Genomic DNA, 17,451 nt, shown 5'->3' with positions numbered 1-17,451 from the left:
GAGGATCGACTCGTGACCACCACCGAGGAAGACCACGCCGTCGTCGTCTCCGTGAGCCGCGACCCGGGGCACCACTTCAGCAAACCGACCGTCGACGAGGTCGTCCTCGTCGAAGGCTGGGGCATCGAGGGCGACGCGCACGCCGGCACGACCGTCCAACACCGGTCGCGGGTCGCCCGGGACCCCTCACAGCCGAACCTCCGGCAGGTGCACCTGCTGCACGCCGAGGTCTTCGACGAGGTCGCCGAGGACGGGTTCGCGGTCGCTCCGGGGCAGATGGGCGAGAACGTCACGACCCGCGGGGTCGACCTGCTCGGGCTCCCGACGGACACCGTCCTGCACCTCGGCGACGACGCGAAGGTCCGGGTCACCGGGCTGCGGAACCCGTGCCAACAGATCAACGACTTCGAGCCCGGGCTGCTCCGTGCGGTGCTCGGGCGCGCCGAGGACGGGTCCGTCGAGCGGAAGGGCGGCGTGATGGCGGTCGTGCTCGCCGGCGGTGCCGTCCGCCCGGGCGACCGCATCCGGGTCGAACTGCCCGAGGTCCAGGAACCGCTCCGCCCGGTGTGACGCGCAGGCGAAGGGTGCCGGTTGCGCAGTGTGTCGGATTCCCTCGCATCCGTCAGGGGTGCCGGTTACCGTGTGCGGCATGGCCCCCGTCCTGACCTCGCCGCTCGTGTCGACGCAGTGGCTCGCAGACCACCTCGGTGCTGACGAGCTCGTCGTGCTCGATGCTTCCGTGCACACGGTGGGGGCCGGACTCGAGACGATGTGGCAGACCGCGCGGGACTCGTACGAGCAGCGCGGTCACGTCCCGGGCGCCCGCTACGCCGACCTGGTCGAGGCGTTCTCCACCCCGGACGCCGCCGTGCCGTTCACCCGTCCCGCCGCCGAGCGGTTCGAGGCCGCCGCCCGCGAGCTCGGCGTGACGAGCGAGTCCACGGTCGTGGTCTACGACGACGGTCTCGGCGAGTGGTCGGCCCGACTGTGGTGGATCTTCCGCTCGTTCGGGTTCGACTCGGTCGCGGTGCTCGACGGGGGCTTCACGAAGTGGCGGGACGAGGGACGACCGGTGCGCGTCGGCGCCCTCCGGCCCAAGCAGACGTCCACCACCCCGACGGCGACAGGGGCAGCGGCAGCAGCAGCCACCGCGACCTTCCTCGCGGGCGAGGAACGGCCGCTCTGGGCGGACCACGACCGCGTCCTCCGCGCCGTCACGGGCGAGCAGCCCGCGTCCCTGGTGTTCGCGGCGCCGCAGTCCGCGCTCGGCACCGAGCACCCGCCGATCGTCCCGGGCAGCACCACCATCGCCGTGGACGCGATCCTCGACCCGGAGACGAATGCCTACCTCCGCGGGGCGGCCCTGCGGCAGGCGTTCGCCTCGGTCCTCGACGCCGACGAGATCGTCACGTACTGCGGCGTCGGCAGTGCTGCGTGCGCCGATGCGCTCGCACTCACGGTGCTCGGTCACGAGAAGGTCACCGTGTACGACGGGTCCCTCGCCGACTGGTGGCGCCGCGAGCCCGAGTCCGTCGCGTCCTGACCCCGGACCGCGGGACGGCCGCGGACCGCGGGACGGCCGCGGACCGTGCGGCGACGAGTCCCGCCACGACTAGCGTTGACGCATGAGCACCAGACGCGCGGTCGTCCTCGGCGGTACCGGCGGGATCGGTTCCGCCATCGCGCGTGACCTCCTCGACGCCTCCGGAGGCGGCACCACCGGCCGCACCGGCACCTCCGGCCGGAGCAGCGACGACTGGCAGGTCGACGTCGTCGCCCGACGTGGCGGCCCGGTCGCCGACTCCCTCATCGCAGCCGGCGCGACGTTCGTCCCCGGCGACCGTCGCGACACCTCGGTCCTCCGCGAACTCCTCCGCCCCGGCGCCGACCTCCTCGTCGACGCCGTCGGCCTCACCCGCGACGACGCCCTCCAGCTCCGCCCGTTCCTCGACGACGTCGGGTCGACCGTGTTCGTCTCCTCGAAGGCGGTCTACGCCGACGAGCAGGGACGACACGCCAACTCCGTCGACAAGCCCGTGTTCGGCGGCCCGGTCTCCGAACTGCAGCCGACCGTGACGGCGGGCGACGGCGACCCGACCAGCCGCGACGGGTACGGCGCCGCGAAGGTCGCCGCCGAGCAGGTCCTGCTCGACCACGGCGCACCGGTCACCGTGCTGCGTCCGTCGAAGGTGTACGGCGTCGGGATCGGTCGGCCGCGGGAGTGGTTCGTCGTCCGCCGTGCCCTCGACGGCCGGGAGCGCATCCTCCTCGCCGACCAGGGCCGCGGCGTCGACCACACGACCGCCGCGAGCGGCATCGCGTCGCTCGTCCGGCTCGCCGCCGGCGCACCGGACCGGCGCATCCTCAACGTCGCCGACGAGACCGCGCCGTCCGCGCTCGAGATCGTCCGCACCATCGCCGGCCACCTCGACCACCGCTTCGACGAGGTCCTGCTCGACGCGGACGCCCCCGCCTTCGTCGGGACCACCCCGTGGTCGTCCCCGTCGCCCTTCGTCCTCGACACGACGGCGGCACGTGCGCTCGGCTGGCAGCCGCCGGCCTTCGCGACCGCGGTCGTCCCCGAGCTCGACTGGCTCGTCGAGACCGCGCACGCCGTCCCGGCGGGCAGCGACGTGCCGTGGGCGAGCGACCCGTTCTGGGACCGCTTGTTCGACTACGGCCCCGAGGACGCGGCCCTCGCGCTCCTCTCGCTCGGCCTGGACTGACGCCGTGCCCCGCTCCGAGGTCCTCTTCATCGGGGGTCGCTCCGGCGTCGGGAAGTCCACCGCGGCCGAGGCGCTGCACGACCTGCTGGTGGGCGCCGACGTCCGGCACGCGGTGATCGAGGGCGACCTGCTCGACCTCGCGCACCCGGCCCCGCACGTCGAGCACCCGGAGGCGCACCTGGCCGAGCGGAACCTCGCCGCGATGTGGGCCGGGTACCGCGAGCTCGGCCACCACCGATTGATCTTCACGAACACAGTGTCGGTGCTCGAGCACGAGCACCTCGCCGCGGCGATGGGCGACCATCCGGTCGTCACCGTGGTGCTCCTCCGCGCCGGCGACGCCGTGACGGCCGAGCGGCTCACCCGGCGCGCGGGCGGCGTGCCCCCGGACGCGCAGGTCGCACACAGCGCACGGACGGCCAGGAGGCTCGACTCGGCCACCGCGGACACGGTCACCCGGGTGGACACGGACACCATGGCCCCGGCCGACGTGGCGCATCGGCTCGCGATGCTGACGGGGTGGGTCACGGGAAGGAGCACCCTGGGAGCATGAACGACAACCGGCTCGGCACCTCCGTCAGCCCGTACCTCCGCCTGCACGCCGACAACCCGGTCGACTGGCGGGAATGGGGACCCGAGGCCTTCGCCGAGGCACGCGAGCGGAACGTGCCGGTCCTCGTCTCGGTCGGCTACGCCACGTGTCACTGGTGCCACGTCATGGCCCGCGAGAGCTTCGCCGACCCGGAGATCGGCGACCTGCTCCGCCGCGACTTCGTCGCCGTGAAGGTCGACCGTGAAGAACGCCCGGACGTGGACGCCAGCCTGATGGCCGCAGCGAGCGCGTTCACCCAGCAGCTCGGCTGGCCCCTGACGACGTTCACGACCCCGGACGGCCACGTGTTCTTCGCGGGGACGTACTTCCCGCCGACGCCGGTGGGGCAGGTGCCGGCGTTCCGGCAGATCCTCGCGGCGGTCACCGACGCCTGGACCCAGCGTCGGCACGAGGTCGACGCGAACGCGAGTGCGATCGCCACGGCGATCCGGCAGGGTGCCGAGGCGGACGCGGCCACCCGCTTGGGCGAGGTGTCCGCCGGGGCCGAGCCGCGCCTCCCGTCCGTCGACGACATCCGGGCTGTCACCCGACAGCTCGCCGAGGCCGAGGACACCACGTACGGCGGTTTCGGCGGCGCGCCGAAGTTCCCGAGCGCGCCGCTGCTCGAGTTCCTCGCGGACGTCGCCGCGGACGACGGCGCCGGTGACGGCGACGGCGACGGCGACGGCGACGAAGGCCACGGCGACGCCGCCGGCCTCCTCGACCGGACCCTGCACGCGATCCGCGCCTCCGAACTGACCGACGCCGACGGTGGGGTCTTCCGGTACGCGACGAAGCGGGACTGGTCGGTGCCGCACTACGAACGGATGCTCTACGACAACGCGGGCCTGTTGGCCATCGCGGGTGCGGAGCAGTCGCGGGGCATCGCCGACTTCCTCCGCGACACCCTCCGGCGGGACGACGGCGCGTTCGTCGCCGCGCAGGACAGTGAGTCGACGATCGACGGCAAGCGGGTGGAGGGCGAGTGGTACCGACTGCCGCTCGATGCGCGTGCACGGCTCGACCCGCCGCCGCTCGACGACCAGGTGCTGACCGGGTGGAACGGTCTGGCGATCCGTGGCCTGGCGATCGCCGGGGTCCGGCACGGCGACGACGAGATGCTCGACCTCGCCCGGGGTGCCGCCGACGCGCTGCTCGCCACGCACGTGCGGGACGGCCACGTCGCCGTCCGGTCGAGCACCCCGCGTGGGGCCTCGGCCGCGCCGTCGACGATCGAGGACGTCGGGCTCCTCGCCGAGGGGCTGCTCGAGCTCGCGCTCGCGACGGGCGAGGTCGCGTACGCGGTGGCCGCGCGCGGACTGGTGGACGACGGTCTGGCGGAGCGGTTCGACGTCGACCCGGTGCTGGCCGCCGCCGGCACGGCCACGGGCGAACAGCCACAGACGGCGATGCGGTCGGGGACGGTGGCGCTCGCCTCGGCCGCCGCGATCACCGCCGCGCTGACCGGCTCGTCGTCGTACCGCGACGCCGCAGCGGCACGCGTCGCGGACCGGGCGACCACGGGGACCGAACGGCCCCTCGGTCACGCCGATGCCCTGGGCGTCGTGCTCGCTCTGCAGCGGCCGTCGCGCGAGGTCGTCGTCGTCGCCTCGGACCCGTCCGACCCGCTCCGGACGGCGGCCCGCGCGGCCCGCCGTCCCGGCACGGTCGTCGCCCTCGTCACGCCGGAGCAGGCGAGCGCGTGGACGGCAGCCGGGTTCGAGCTGTTCGAGGCCCGCGACGCGCTCGACCCCGCCGGGTACGTCTGCCACGACCGGGTGTGCGGGCTGCCCGCACGCTCGGCGCCCGACCTGGTCGCGCAGCTGCAGTGAACTGCGGCGGCCTGTAAGCTGAAATGCTCATGTCGACCACGCTGCCCGTCATCACCTACCCGCCCGAACTGCCGGTGTCGCAGCGGCGGGACGACATCGCGGCCGCCATCCGCGACAACCAGGTCGTCATCGTCGCCGGGGCCACCGGCTCGGGCAAGACGACGCAGCTGCCGAAGATCTGCCTCGAGCTCGGGCGCGAACACATCGGGCACACGCAGCCCCGTCGCATCGCGGCCCGGACGATCGCGGAGCGCGTGGCCGAGGAACTCGGCGGCGGCGAACTCGGCGGCCTCGTCGGGTACCAGGTGCGCTTCACCGACAAGGTGTCATCGGACACCCGCATCAAGGTGATGACCGACGGCATCCTGCTCAACGAGATCCACTTCGACCGTGACCTGAAGCGCTACGACACGATCATCATCGACGAGGCGCACGAGCGGTCCCTCACGATCGACTTCCTGCTCGGCTACCTGAAGCGGCTGCTGCAGCGCCGACCTGACCTCAAGCTCATCATCACGAGCGCCACGATCGACCCGGAGTCGTTCTCGAAGCACTTCGACGACGCCCCGATCATCGAGGTGTCCGGCCGCACCTACCCGGTGGAGATCCGGTACCGCCCCCTGGTGAACGAGGACGCCGGCGACGACGATGACGACGAGTCCGACTCCCGCACCGGCGACAGCGGCAGCAACGCCGACGACCGCGACACCATGCAGGGCATCACCGACGCGCTCGACGAACTCGCCCGCGAGGACCCGGGCGACGTCCTCGTGTTCCTGTCCGGCGAGAACGAGATCCGCGACGCCCAGGACGCGATCGAGGGCAAGCGCTACCCGGGGACCGAGGTCCTCCCGCTCTACGGCCGCTTGTCCGCCGCCGACCAGCACCGCGTCTTCGAACGGCGGCACACCCCGGGCATCCGACGACGGGTCATCCTCGCCACGAACGTCGCCGAGACCTCCCTGACGGTCCCGGGCATCAAGTACGTCGTCGACACCGGCACCGCCCGCATCTCCCGGTACTCGCCGCGGGCGAAGGTGCAGCGCCTGCCGATCGAAGCGGTGAGCCAGGCGAGCGCCAACCAGCGCTCCGGTCGCGCCGGACGCACGAGCGCCGGGATCGCGATCCGGCTCTACTCCGAGGACGACTTCGACCGCCGTCCGGAGTACACCGACCCGGAGATCCTGCGCACGAACCTCGCCGCGGTGATCCTGCAGATGATCTCGCTCGGGTTCGGCGACATCGAGGCGTTCCCGTTCCTGCAGCCGCCGGACTCCCGGGGCGTCAAGGACGGCCTCGACCTCCTCCGTGAGCTCCGGGCCGTCGACCACGACGGCCGGATCACCAAGACGGGCAAGCAGCTCACCCGCCTGCCGATCGACCCGCGGCTCGGCCGGATGGTGCTCGAAGCCGGACGCCAGGGCGTCGGGCGCGAGGTCATCGCCGTCGTCAGTGCCCTGAGCATCCAGGACCCGCGCGAACGCCCCCTCGAGAAGCGGGCGCACGCCGACCAGTTGCACGCCCGCTTCGCCGACCCGACGAGCGACTTCCTCACCCTGCTCAACCTCTGGAACCACCTCGAGGACAAGCAGGACGAACTGTCGTCGAGTGCGTTCCGCCGCCTGTGCAAGGCCGAGTACCTCAACTACCTCCGCATCCGCGAGTGGCAGGACCTCTACCGCCAGCTGTCCCGTGCCGCCAAGCAGGTCGACGTGCGGGTCGGGCAGTCCCGCTCCGACGACGGCGATGCCGTGCACCGGTCGCTGCTCGCCGGGCTCCTCAGCCAGATCGGCCTCCGCGACAAGGAGAAGCGCGACTACCTCGGGTCGCGGAACACCCGGTTCGTGGTGTTCCCGGGCAGCGTCCTCGCGAAGAAGCAGCCGGACGCCGTGATGGCCGCCGAACTCGTCGAGACAAGCCGGCTCTTCGCCCGTACCGTCGGTCGGATCGACCCCGCGTGGGTGGAGCCGCTCGCCGGGGACCTCCTCAAGCGCACGTACGGCGAGCCCCACTGGGAGAAGAAGCAGGGCGCCGCCGTCGCCTACGAACGGGTCACGCTGTTCGGCGTCCCGATCGTGCAGCGTCGTCGGGTGCAGTACAAGCGCGTCGACCCCGAGCACTCGCGCGAGCTGTTCATCCGGCACGCCCTCGTGGAGGGCGAGTGGGACGCGCAGCAGGCCTTCGACCGCGACAACCGCAAGCTCCGCCGCGAACTCGAACAGCTCGAGGAGCGCACCCGCCGCCGCGACATCCTGTTCGACGACGAGCGCGTGTACGAGTTCTACGACGCCCGCATCCCCGTCGACATCGCGACGACCCGCGACTTCGAGGGGTGGTGGCGGAACGCGAGGCGCGACCAACCGGACCTGCTCACGATGCGCAGGTCGGACCTCCTGGACGAATCCGCGGCCGAGGCGGCGGAGGACGACGCCGAGTACCCGGCCCAGTGGCGGAGTGGCGACCAGCGCCTCGCGATCAAGTACCGCTTCGAGCCGGGTGCGCAGGACGACGGCGTCAGCGTGCAGGTGCCGCTCGCGCTGCTCCCCCGCATGCGCGAAGAGGGGTTCGACTGGCAGGTGCGGGGCCTCCGCAAGGAACTCGTCACCGCGCTCATCAAGTCCCTGCCGAAGCAGATCCGGAAGAACGTCGTGCCCGCCGCCGACTGGGCCGAGAAGATCGTCGCCGAGCTCCCGGACGACGCACCGACCGAGCCGACCGAGTCCTTCCGGTCCACGCTCGCGAAGACGATCCAGCGCATGACCTACGTGCCCGTCTCGGAGTCCGACTTCGACCTGTCGCGCGTGCCCGCGCACCTGCTGCCGACGTGGGCGGTCGTCGACGAGCGGGGCCGACGTGTCGAGGCCGGCAAGGACCTCGCCGCCCTGCAGACCAAGCTCAAGGACCGGACCCAGCAGAGCGTCGCCTCCGCCACGGTGCGCGCTGCGGGCCGTCCAGGAGGCGCGGCTCGCGTCGCGTCCGCTGGCGGCCGTCGACCGGTCGAACAGTCCGGCCTCGTGGCCTGGCCCGACGGCGACCTCCCGGAGACGCTCGACACGAAGCAGGCGGGCGGCGTGATCCGCGCCTACCCGGCGCTCGTCGCCGAGGGCGACGGGCCCAAGGCGACCGTGGGCGTGCAGCTCCTCGCGACCCCGTCCGACCGGGCCGTCCGCATGCCCGCTGGTGTCCGGCGGCTCGTGATGCACGCCGTGCCCTCCCCCGTCTCGTACATCCAGTCGCACCTGACGTCGCAGGAGAAGCTCGCGCTCGCCGCCAGCCCGTACCCCTCGACCGCCGCACTCTTCGACGACGTGCTCGCCGCCGTCGTCGACGCCGGGATCCGCCGGGCCCACCCCGACGGGCTCGTGTTCACGAAGGCGGCGTTCGAGGCCGTCCGCGACGCGGTGTCCGCGACCGTCGTCGACACGATGTTCACCGCCGTGTCCGAGGTCGCCGCTGTCCTCCTCGCACACCGGGCGGCCGAGCGGTCCCTCAAGCAGGCGAACTCGATGTCGCTCCTGCCCGCGCTCACCGACATGCGGCAGCAGATGGAGCGGCTCGTGTTCCCCGGGTTCGTCTCGGTGGCCGGGCTCGACCGCCTCCGCCGCATCCGCGTGTACCTGCAGGGGGTGGACGCCCGCGTGCAGAAGCTCCTGCATAACCCCGGGCGCGACGCGACCTGGATGCGCGAGGTCACCGTCGCCACCGACCGCTACACCGACGCCGGAGGGACCTTCCCGCCGGCCGCCGGCGCGCACCCGGAGCTCGTGCACGCCCGGTGGATGCTCGAGGAGTTCCGGCTCAGCCTGTTCGCGCAGGAGCTCGGCACCGCCGAGACGGTCTCGCTGCAGCGCATCACGAAGGCCCTGACCGCCGCGCGCTGACGGGGCTAGTGTCGCGGCCATGATCGGCACACTCGACGTCATCGTCCTCGACTGCCCGGACCCCCGCGCGCTCGCCCGCTTCTACGTCGAGCTGCTCGGCGGTGAGATCGTCGACTTCGACGAGGACTGGGCCGAGATCGCGCTGCCCTTCACCGACCACCGACCGATCCTGGCGTTCCAGCAGGTCGCGGACTACCGCGCGCCGGAGTGGCCGGGGCAGGACGTCCCGCAGCAGAGCCACCTCGACGTCAAGGTCGACGACCTCGACGCGGGCGAGACCGCGGTGCTGGCGATCGGCGCCACCGCGACCGGGTCGGGGACGGACACGTTCCGGGTGTACCTCGACCCGGCGGGGCACCCGTTCTGCCTCATCCGGCCGTCGGACTGACCGGCTCCCCCGGCCCTTCGGACGTCGTGACCCGGGCGGCCGCTAGCATGTGGACGTGCGGGGGGACGGACAGCAGCGGACGGACGTCCGGCAGCGGCGACGACGCGCGATCGCGATGGCCGCGGGCCTGCTCGCGTTCTCGGTGGTCGCCACACTCGGCGTGACCGGGTACCGGGTCGTCCACGAACCACTCCCGCTGACGTCGACGGGTGGCGGGTTCTGCGGGTCGTGGGTCGGCACCGACGTCCCGCCGGGCACCGACACGTCGCGGATGGCCGCGAGCTTCCTCCTCCGCAATCCGAGCGACCGGGCGGTCCACGTGGACAGCCTCCACCTCCACGGCGGCGCAGGCCTGGAGCGGGTCGACGTGTCCGCGGCCGTGCTCGAGCAGGCACGGGACGACCTGGGGAACGCGATCGGCGACGTCACGAGCGTGAGTGGTGGTCATGCACTGACCCCGCCCCGGGACCTGACCGTCCCAGCCCACGGCGCCCTGCTGGTCGTGGCGGACATGCACCTCGAGCGCAGTGCCACCGCCGGGACGTTCACGGGCGTCAGGGTCGACTGGTCCGGAGCGCTCGGCGTGGAGCACCGCGACCTCCTGGCCGAGAAGGTGGGCATGCTCACGCCGGACGACCAGGACGGCTGCTTCTCGTGATCCGGGCGGTCCTGTTCTCCGCGGTCCGGGGCGCGGCAGGCCTCCGGCTCAGCCGACCGGCTCGACCGCGAGCCCCTCGACGACCGTCACGTTCGGCAGCGCGGTGAGCGCCTTCCCGGGCAGGAAGAGCTTCGCAGCGCGACGGCCAGCGCCGATGACGACCTCGGGAGCAGCGAGCACACGCGCGTCGATGTACAGCGGCCACGATGCTGGCAGGCCGATCGGGGAGATGCCGCCGTACTCCATCCCGGTGCGCTCGACGGCGTCGTCCATCGGGGCGAAGCTCGCCTTGCGTACGTCGAGCAGCTGCTTCACGACGCGGTTCACGTCGAGCTTCGTGGACGCGAGCACGACGCACGCGGCGTAGCGGACCTCGTCGCCGCGCTTCCCCGCGACGACGATGCAGTTCGCCCCGCCGGTCAGCGGGTAGCCGTAGGCCTCCGAGAACGCGGCCGTGTCCGCCAGTTCGGCGTCGATCGGTGCGCCCTCGATCGTCGCGAGCACGTCACTCGGCAGCGCGACGAGCGCTTCGGCGACGGGGATCGCGAGGAATCCGGTGGCGACCAGGGCGGGGACTCGTTCGAGCGTCGGCATGGCTCCACCCTACGGACGGACCACCTGCACGAGACTGGGGCGATGGCGGAACTCCGTGCGATCGACGTCGACCACTGGCCCCGGCGCGAGCACTTCGAGCACTACCGCGACCGGGTGCCGTGCACGTGGGAGATGACCGTCGAGCTCGACGTCACCGACTTCGCCGAGACCGTGCACGCCACGGAACGGCGGACCTACGCGTCGCAGATCTGGGCGATCGCGTCCGTGGTGAACCGGCACGCCGAGTTCCGGATGCAGTTGCTCGAGGACGGATCACCCGCGGTGTGGGACGTCGTGCACCCGATGTTCACGGTGTTCCACCCCGACACGGAGACGTTCTCCGTCCTGGTCGTCCCGTACGACGAGGACCCTGCCCGGTTCCACGCAGCCGCCGTCGCGACGATCGAGCGGTACCGGGACGACCACCGGATGTTCCCGCAGGAGGACCGCCCCAGGAACGTGTTCGACATCTCGACGCTCCCGGGGACGTCGTTCACGGGGTTCGCGTTGCACGTGCGGGACGGTTGGGACCATCTCCTGCCCATCTTCACAATCGGTCGGTACCGGTTCGCGGAGGGGCGCACGATCATGCCCCTCGTCGTGCAGGTGAACCACGCGGTCGCCGACGGGTTCCACGGATCCCGGCTCGTCGAGGAGCTGCAGACGGTGTTCGCCGAGGCGGGATGGGTCCGGAGGTGAGCGGGGAGATCTCCGTCCGACCGGCCGTCCCGAGTGACGCGGCGGCGATGGCGCGGGTGCACGTCGCCTCGTGGCGGTCGACCTACCGCGGGCTGATGCCGGACGCGTTGCTCGACGACCCCGGGTTCGTCGGCCGCCGTGAAGGGTTCTGGACGGCCGAGCTGACGGACACCCGGTCCGACCGGAACCGCATCGCGGTCGCCGAGCTCGACGGCGAGGTCGTCGGGATCGCGATGTCGGGCCCGTCGACGGACGGCCCCGCGGCGGTCCAGCTGTACGTCCTCTACCTGCTCGACGGCCACCACGGCTCGGGTGCCGGCAGCGCGTTGCTCGACGCCGCCCTCACGACGACCGACGATGCGGTGCTCTGGGTCGCCGACCCGAACCCCCGTGCCCAGGCGTTCTACCGGAAGCACGGCTTCACCTTCGACGGCGTCGAGCAAGTCGAGGACGGCGTGCGGGAGCGCCGGATGGTGCGCCCGCGACAGGAGTGACCGTTCCGGCGTGGTGCCGAGCAGGGTGATCAGCCAGCGACGGGTTCCGGCGTCGACGACAGCGATGGTGTGTCCGTGGGCGTCGCGGTCGCGGTGGGCGCCGGGGTCGCAGTGGGCATCGGGGTCGCGGTCGGCGTCGGGGTGGGGGTCGCCGTCGGTGCGGGGGTCGCCGTCGGCTTCGGGGTGGCCGTCGCTGTCGGCGCGGGCTTCGGGGTGGCCGTCGGCGTGGGCGTCGGTGCGGGCTCCTTGACGGTGGTCTTCCGCCACTGCTTCGCCTTCGCGTTCCAGACGATCTGCCCCGACGAGTACTTCTTCCCGTTGTTCAGCACGACGTCGCCGTCGGCCGGGGTCAGCAGCGCCGCGTCGACGGTGACGAACGGCGACACGGCGGACACGCGCTGGGAAGCAGTCCGCGAGACGAGGGCCCCCGGGCGCTTCGTGGACGCCACCACAACACGGACCGGTGTGGCGGCGGCCGAGTTCAGCCGGACCGCGGCGCCGGATGCCCCGGGCTGGGAGCCGTTCTGCACGCTGACGTGTGCCGGCGAGCGCAGCAGCGCGAACGCGCGACCTCCTTGCAGGCCCGCGACGGTGATCGCCGTGCTCGTCGTCCCGTCGGCGTCGGCCACCCACACGGATCCGCTGCTCCGGGTGATCCGGGCGAACGACGCCTTCGTGATCCGGTAGCCCTTCGCGACCGCGTCGATGGCGAAGACGTTGCCGTCACGAGCCGCGGAGGTGTCGTCGGAGACCGAGAGGGTGCCGATCTTCGCGTTCGCGCGGACGAGCCGGACGGAGTCGAACTTCGGCGCGAGCACCGGGCAGGCGATGCCGCTCACCGACACGGTCCCGACGGACGCGAGCGCCAGGGCGAGCCCGACGGAGCCGCCCGCCCCGACCGAACGGTTCGTGATGCCCCGCACGGTCACCGACGACGCGGACGTGGCGGTCACCCGGACGATGCCGGTCGTCGACGCCGGCCTCCCGGCGGGCCACTGGACGTCCTGGACGACGAGGTTCCCGAGCGTCCCGACGGCGACGTTGACCGCCGGTCCGCCGCTGCCGGTCGCGGTGACGTTCGCGATCGTGCCCTCGAACCAGGTCGGTCCGGCGTAGTCGACGATCTGGACCGGCGAGCTGCCGGTGACCGTCCCGGCGAGCCCGGTCGCGGTGAACCGACGGATGTGCCGTTGGACACCGGCAGCGCCCGTGCCGGAGGTGACCTTGAGGAGGCAGAGGCAGGAGCGGCCGTCGACGTCCTCGACGGTGACGTCGGTGATGTCGCCCTCGCAGTCGCCGAGCTTCGAGTGGTCGTGGGACTGGCCGTCGACGGTGGTGAAGGCGACCAGGTCGTCGCCGGTCCGCACGCCCGTGATCCGGCGCACCGCGATCGACGACGACGGGCCCTGGAAGTGGACACCGTCGGACGCGGTGTCGACGAACGCGACGTCCTCCACGGTGACGTTCCGGACGTCCCCGAACGAGACCGCGTACTGACCGCCGGTCTGGGCGCTTCCCGTGGAGTGCACGGTGAGGTCGAGGAGGGACACCCCGGACGCGCGGCGGATGAGCAGGCCGTGCGCCGCCGTCGTCTGCGAGAGCCCGTTCGCGTTCCGGTTCGTCCAGGTCCCGCCCGTGATGGTGATGTCCGTGTCGTCCGGCGGGAAGAGGTACGCCGTCGCTGCCGTCGCGGTCGACGTCGCGGGGACGCTCAGGGTGGCCTTGGTCGGCGACTGCACGGACAGGACCCGCCCGTACATCGATCCGGGAGCGCCGGCACGCGCAGCCCGCGGCCCGACGCCGAGGACCTGGACGGCGCGCCCCACCGACGCCGAGCTGAAGACGGCGGCCTTCGTGGTGACGACCGCGGAGCCGGCCCTCACCGAAGCGGTCGTGGTCGCGGTCGGCACCGATGCGCGGTTGCGGAGCACGTTGTCCGACGCCGGCCCGGTGATGCTCGCGGAGCTCGCGTCGAGGTGCGTGCCGGACGGGATGACGAGCGGCGCGGTGAGCACGATCGTGCCGCGCAGCACCTTGTCGCCGCCGCTGGCGAGCCAGGAGTTGACCGATGCGGTGGGAGTCCTCGGGACCACCGACATGGTCGGAGCGGCTGCCGCCCACGAGGGGCGCGCGGTCACGACGGCCGCGGTGACCGCGGTGAACGCGCCGACGGCGGCCAGGCCGAGCGCGCGGCGGCGCGAGGGCAGGGTGGGAGCGAGGCTCGGGAGCCCAGACATCGATCGGTTCCGTCCATCGCCACGGCGGGCGCTGCTGGCCGTGCGGGGACGGCGGACTGATGGGTACTCACTGCACGCTAGTGGACACGTCACGCACCTCCGATTCCCACGTTCGGGGGGAAGTGTCACGGAGTAGAACGGCCGCATGGTGAACGCCGTCGTCCACGTCGAACTCATCGGCCCCGAGCCGGAGCGGCTCCGTGCCTTCTACACCGCACTCTTCGGCTGGGACTCCCCCGCTGGCGCCCCGGTCGCCGCCGCGATCTCATCGCCGGACGCGTACTCCTTCATCGACCCGGTCGACGGGGCCGGGCCGGTCGCCGGCGGCATCGGCGGTGGCCCGGGGTTCGCAGCGCACGCGGTCTTCTACGTGGGCGTGGACGATGTGGACGCGGCGCTGCGACGAGCGGAGGAACTCGGCGGCACGGTCGTCCTCCCGCCACAGCGCAACGAGGGCGGCGGCGTGGTCGTCGCGCACTTCCGCGACCCCGCGGGGAACCTGGTGGGTCTCGCCGGACCCGTCTGACGGCCCTCTACGCTGGCAGCATGACGAGGCAGTCACCACCTGGACCACGGAGACGGATCGGACTGGTCGGCGCCGGGGGCATCGCCGTCGCGCACGTCCCCGGGCTCCTGCAGCTCGGCGACCTCGTCGTGCACTCGCAGGACGGGGCGCAGGCGCTCGCGGCGACCTTCGCGGACGCGGCTGCCCGAGCCGGCCGGACGATCACGGTCGCCGACTCCCTCGACGACCTGCTCGCAGCGGTGGACGTGGTCGACGTCGTCGTCCCGACACCCGCACACGCCACGGTCGTCCGCGCGGCGCTCGCGGCGGGGAAGCACGTCGTGAGCGAGAAACCGCTGGCCCGCACCGACGCGGACGCCGAGGACCTCGTCGCCCGCGCGGCGGACGCGGGTCTGCAGCTCTACCCGGCCCACGTGGTGCGCTGGTTCCCCGCGTACCGGCGGCTGCACGAGGCCGTCACCACGGGCCTCCTGGGTGACCTCGCGGTCCTGCGCTTCTCGCGCTCCGGGGCCTTCCCGACCCGCGTGCCCTGGTTCGGCGATCGCGCGCAGTCCGGGGGCATCGTGATGGACCAGATGATCCACGACCTCGACGTCGCCCGCTGGGTCGCCGGCGAGGTCACCCGGGTGTCCGCGGTCAGCGTGCGTGCCGGGTCGTCCGACGCCCCGGTCGAGGCCGCGCACGTGCTCCTCACCCACGCGTCGGGCGCGATCAGCCACGTCGCCGGGCTCTGGGGCCCGCAGCACCTCGCCTTCTCGACGGAGTACTCCGTCACGGGCACGCTCGGCAGCCTGTCGCACTCGTCCCTCGCCGAGGAGGACACCCGGTCGGACCTCGCGACCCCCGCCGCGGTGGACGGCTTCCTCCCGGCGGTCGACCCGGCCGAGGACCCGTACGCCCTCGAGCTCGCGGACTTCGTCGCCGCGTTCGACGGCGGACCACTCCCCCGTGTCACCGCGGCGGACGGCGCCGTCGCAGTCCGCCTCGCCAATGCCGCCCTCGCCTCGATCGAGTCCGGCCAGCCCGTGGAGGTCGCGTCGTGACGCTCAAGGTCGGCGTGCTCTCGTTCGCGCACACCCACGCCGTCGGGTACCTCTCCGCCCTCGCCGCGATGCCCGAGGTCGAGGTCCGCGGGTCCGACCCCGACGGGGTGTCGACCGGGACGGCACCGGGCGAGCTCCGCGGCGCCGACCTCGCGACGGCGCTCGGCGTCGGGTACGCGGCGTCGTACGACGAACTCCTCGCGTGGGGTCCGGACGCGGTCGTGGTGACGAGCGAGAACGCGCGACACCGGGAGCTCGTGGAGGCAGCGGCCGCCGCCGGCGCGCACGTGCTCTGCGAGAAGCCACTCGCCACGACGTGGGAGGACGGCCTCGCCATCCGGGATGCCGTCCAGCGCGCCGGCGTGACGCTGATGATGGCGTTCCCGGTCCGCTTCGCGTCGGCGTTCGACCGGCTGCGCGGGACGCACCGGTCCGGGGCGCTCGGGACGGTCTTCTCGGTCCGCGGAGCGAACAACGGCATGCTCCCGAGCACCCGCGACTGGTTCACCGATCCGGAACTGAGCGGCGGCGGCGCGATCGTCGACCACGTCGTGCACATCGCCGACCTCGTGGACGGGCTCACCGGCGCGACGCCCGTGTCGGTCACCGCGCTCGCGAACCGGGTCCTGCACGCCGACCGGGCCCGCGCCGAGACCGCGGGACTGGTGACCGTGACGTACGACAGCGGGATGGTCGCCGCGATCGACTGCTCGTGGAGCCGCGCGGACACCTCGCCGGTGTGGGGCGGTCTGACCCTCGACGTCGCCGGGACCGGCGGCACGGTGTCGGTCGACTTCTTCGGCGCGGCCGCCAGGGGCTCCGGCGCGGCCGACGGGCGGTCGATCGAACTGCGGTACGGGGCCGACCACGACCTGCCGATGCTGCGGACGTTCCTCGACGCTGCGCGCTCCGGGACACAGCCGCAGCCCGACGTGGAGGTCGGCCTCCGGACGCTCTCGATCGTCCTCGCTGCGCAGGAATCGGTGCGGACCGGCGGGACGGTGCCCGTCCTGCGGACCGACGGGCGGGCCATGCTGGACGCATGACCTTCGAGCAGCACGCCCAGTCGTTCGGATCGGCGGCCGACGCCTACGAGCACGGCCGCCCTGGTTACCCGGCGGAGGCAGCCGCCGCCCTGGTCCCGGAGGGCGCGCGACTCGTCGTCGACGTCGGGGCCGGCACCGGCAAGTTCACCCGGACGCTCGTCGGCCGGGCCGCCGAGGTCGTCGCCGTCGAACCGGACCCCGCGATGCGGCGACTGCTCAGCTCGGTGCTGCCGGACGTCCGTGCCCTCGACGGCACCGGTGAGGCGATCCCGCTCGCCGACGGCAGCGCCGACGCCGTGACCTTCGCGCAGGCGTGGCACTGGGTGCACCCGGGGCGCGGCGCCACCGAAGCCGCTCGGGTCCTCCGGCCGGGCGGCGTCCTCGGCCTCGTGTGGAACGTCCGCGACGAGACACGTCCGTGGGCCCAGCGGCTCGGAGCGCTGATGAAGCAGCCGGAGTCGCGGGTGATGGACTACGGCGCACCCGTCGTCGGCGCTCCCTTCGACGACGGGACCTACGAGCAGTTCCACTGGGTGCACGAGCAGGAGCGGTCGGCGTTCCTCGACATGGTGGCCTCGCGGAGCTACGTCATCGTCCTGCCTCCCGCCGAGCGCACGGCCCTGCTCGACGCGGTGCAGCGGTTGCTCGACGACGACCCCGAGACCGCCGGCCGGGCGACCGTCCCCGTCGCGTACACGACGCACGTGCACCGGTACGTGGGGCCCTGACCCCGCG

At 72.9% G+C, this 17,451-nt stretch carries 16 protein-coding genes; 14 read left to right on the top strand and 2 right to left on the bottom strand.

What is annotated here, in order from left to right:
- Window positions 1-12: 12 nt before the first annotated feature.
- The 8 genes from FS825_RS11080 (at window position 13) to FS825_RS11045 (ending at window position 10,077) form a co-directional block, all read left to right on the top strand.
- A complete protein-coding gene (locus FS825_RS11080) occupies window positions 13-570 on the top strand; it encodes an MOSC domain-containing protein (RefSeq protein WP_260981133.1) in 558 nt (185 codons plus the stop codon).
- Between the two features lie 79 nt (window positions 571-649).
- On the top strand, window positions 650-1,543 hold the full coding sequence (locus FS825_RS11075; RefSeq protein WP_144712908.1) for a sulfurtransferase: 894 nt from the start codon (window positions 650-652) through the stop codon (window positions 1,541-1,543).
- 82 nt (window positions 1,544-1,625) lie between these two features.
- On the top strand, window positions 1,626-2,726 hold the full coding sequence (locus tag FS825_RS11070; protein ID WP_144712906.1) for an NAD-dependent epimerase/dehydratase family protein: 1,101 nt from the start codon (window positions 1,626-1,628) through the stop codon (window positions 2,724-2,726).
- Window positions 2,727-2,730: 4 nt separating this feature from the next.
- Window positions 2,731-3,279, top strand: a complete 549-nt coding sequence (locus tag FS825_RS11065) for an AAA family ATPase (protein ID WP_144712904.1) — start codon at window positions 2,731-2,733, stop codon at window positions 3,277-3,279.
- Window positions 3,276-5,150, top strand: a complete 1,875-nt coding sequence (locus tag FS825_RS11060; RefSeq protein WP_144712902.1) for a thioredoxin domain-containing protein — start codon at window positions 3,276-3,278, stop codon at window positions 5,148-5,150. The genes FS825_RS11065 and FS825_RS11060 overlap by 4 nt, the downstream gene beginning before the upstream one ends.
- 29 nt (window positions 5,151-5,179) lie before the next feature.
- Window positions 5,180-9,031: an ATP-dependent RNA helicase HrpA gene (hrpA, locus tag FS825_RS11055; protein WP_144712900.1), complete on the top strand. Its 3,852-nt coding sequence runs from the start codon at window positions 5,180-5,182 to the stop codon at window positions 9,029-9,031.
- A 19-nt stretch (window positions 9,032-9,050) separates the two neighbouring features.
- On the top strand, window positions 9,051-9,419 hold the full coding sequence (locus FS825_RS11050) for a VOC family protein (RefSeq protein WP_144712898.1): 369 nt from the start codon (window positions 9,051-9,053) through the stop codon (window positions 9,417-9,419).
- Window positions 9,420-9,474: 55 nt separating this feature from the next.
- On the top strand, window positions 9,475-10,077 hold the full coding sequence (locus FS825_RS11045) for a hypothetical protein (RefSeq protein ID WP_144712896.1): 603 nt from the start codon (window positions 9,475-9,477) through the stop codon (window positions 10,075-10,077).
- Between the two features lie 48 nt (window positions 10,078-10,125).
- Here the strand turns inward: FS825_RS11045 and FS825_RS11040 are convergent, their stop codons facing one another.
- Window positions 10,126-10,671 carry a YbaK/EbsC family protein gene (locus FS825_RS11040; RefSeq protein WP_144712894.1) on the bottom strand — a complete coding sequence of 182 codons (546 nt, stop codon included), beginning with the start codon at window positions 10,669-10,671 and terminating at the stop codon, window positions 10,126-10,128.
- Window positions 10,672-10,713: 42 nt separating this feature from the next.
- Here FS825_RS11040 and FS825_RS11035 point away from each other — a divergent pair, with 42 nt between their 5' ends.
- On the top strand, window positions 10,714-11,370 hold the full coding sequence (locus FS825_RS11035) for a CatA-like O-acetyltransferase (protein WP_144712892.1): 657 nt from the start codon (window positions 10,714-10,716) through the stop codon (window positions 11,368-11,370).
- Window positions 11,367-11,864, top strand: coding sequence for a GNAT family N-acetyltransferase (locus FS825_RS11030; protein WP_260981132.1), 498 nt, complete (start codon window positions 11,367-11,369; stop codon window positions 11,862-11,864). The genes FS825_RS11035 and FS825_RS11030 overlap by 4 nt, the downstream gene beginning before the upstream one ends.
- A gap of 29 nt (window positions 11,865-11,893) precedes the next feature.
- Here the strand turns inward: FS825_RS11030 and FS825_RS11025 are convergent, their stop codons facing one another.
- Window positions 11,894-14,101, bottom strand: coding sequence for a hypothetical protein (locus tag FS825_RS11025; protein ID WP_144712888.1), 2,208 nt, complete (start codon window positions 14,099-14,101; stop codon window positions 11,894-11,896).
- A gap of 145 nt (window positions 14,102-14,246) precedes the next feature.
- On the opposite strand from FS825_RS11025, the gene FS825_RS11020 reads away from it, so the two are divergent.
- The 4 genes from FS825_RS11020 to FS825_RS11005 are packed head-to-tail and all read left to right on the top strand — an operon-like array spanning window position 14,247 to window position 17,444.
- Window positions 14,247-14,627, top strand: a complete 381-nt coding sequence (locus FS825_RS11020; protein ID WP_144712887.1) for a VOC family protein — start codon at window positions 14,247-14,249, stop codon at window positions 14,625-14,627.
- Between the two features lie 20 nt (window positions 14,628-14,647).
- Window positions 14,648-15,670 (top strand): Gfo/Idh/MocA family protein, encoded by a 1,023-nt coding sequence (locus FS825_RS11015; RefSeq protein WP_144712885.1) that lies wholly within the window; start codon window positions 14,648-14,650, stop codon window positions 15,668-15,670.
- Window positions 15,667-16,716, top strand: a complete 1,050-nt coding sequence (locus FS825_RS11010; protein ID WP_144712883.1) for a Gfo/Idh/MocA family protein — start codon at window positions 15,667-15,669, stop codon at window positions 16,714-16,716. Before FS825_RS11015 ends, FS825_RS11010 begins: the two co-directional genes overlap by 4 nt.
- Window positions 16,713-17,444, top strand: coding sequence for a class I SAM-dependent methyltransferase (locus FS825_RS11005; protein WP_144712882.1), 732 nt, complete (start codon window positions 16,713-16,715; stop codon window positions 17,442-17,444). Before FS825_RS11010 ends, FS825_RS11005 begins: the two co-directional genes overlap by 4 nt.
- Window positions 17,445-17,451: the final 7 nt, after the last annotated feature.

The sequence above is a fragment of the Curtobacterium pusillum genome, from assembly GCF_007680845.1.
Lineage (GTDB): Bacteria > Actinomycetota > Actinomycetes > Actinomycetales > Microbacteriaceae > Curtobacterium > Curtobacterium pusillum_B.
Note: the sequence above shows the minus strand (reverse complement) of the source record. Positions and strands in the feature narration are given on the sequence as shown.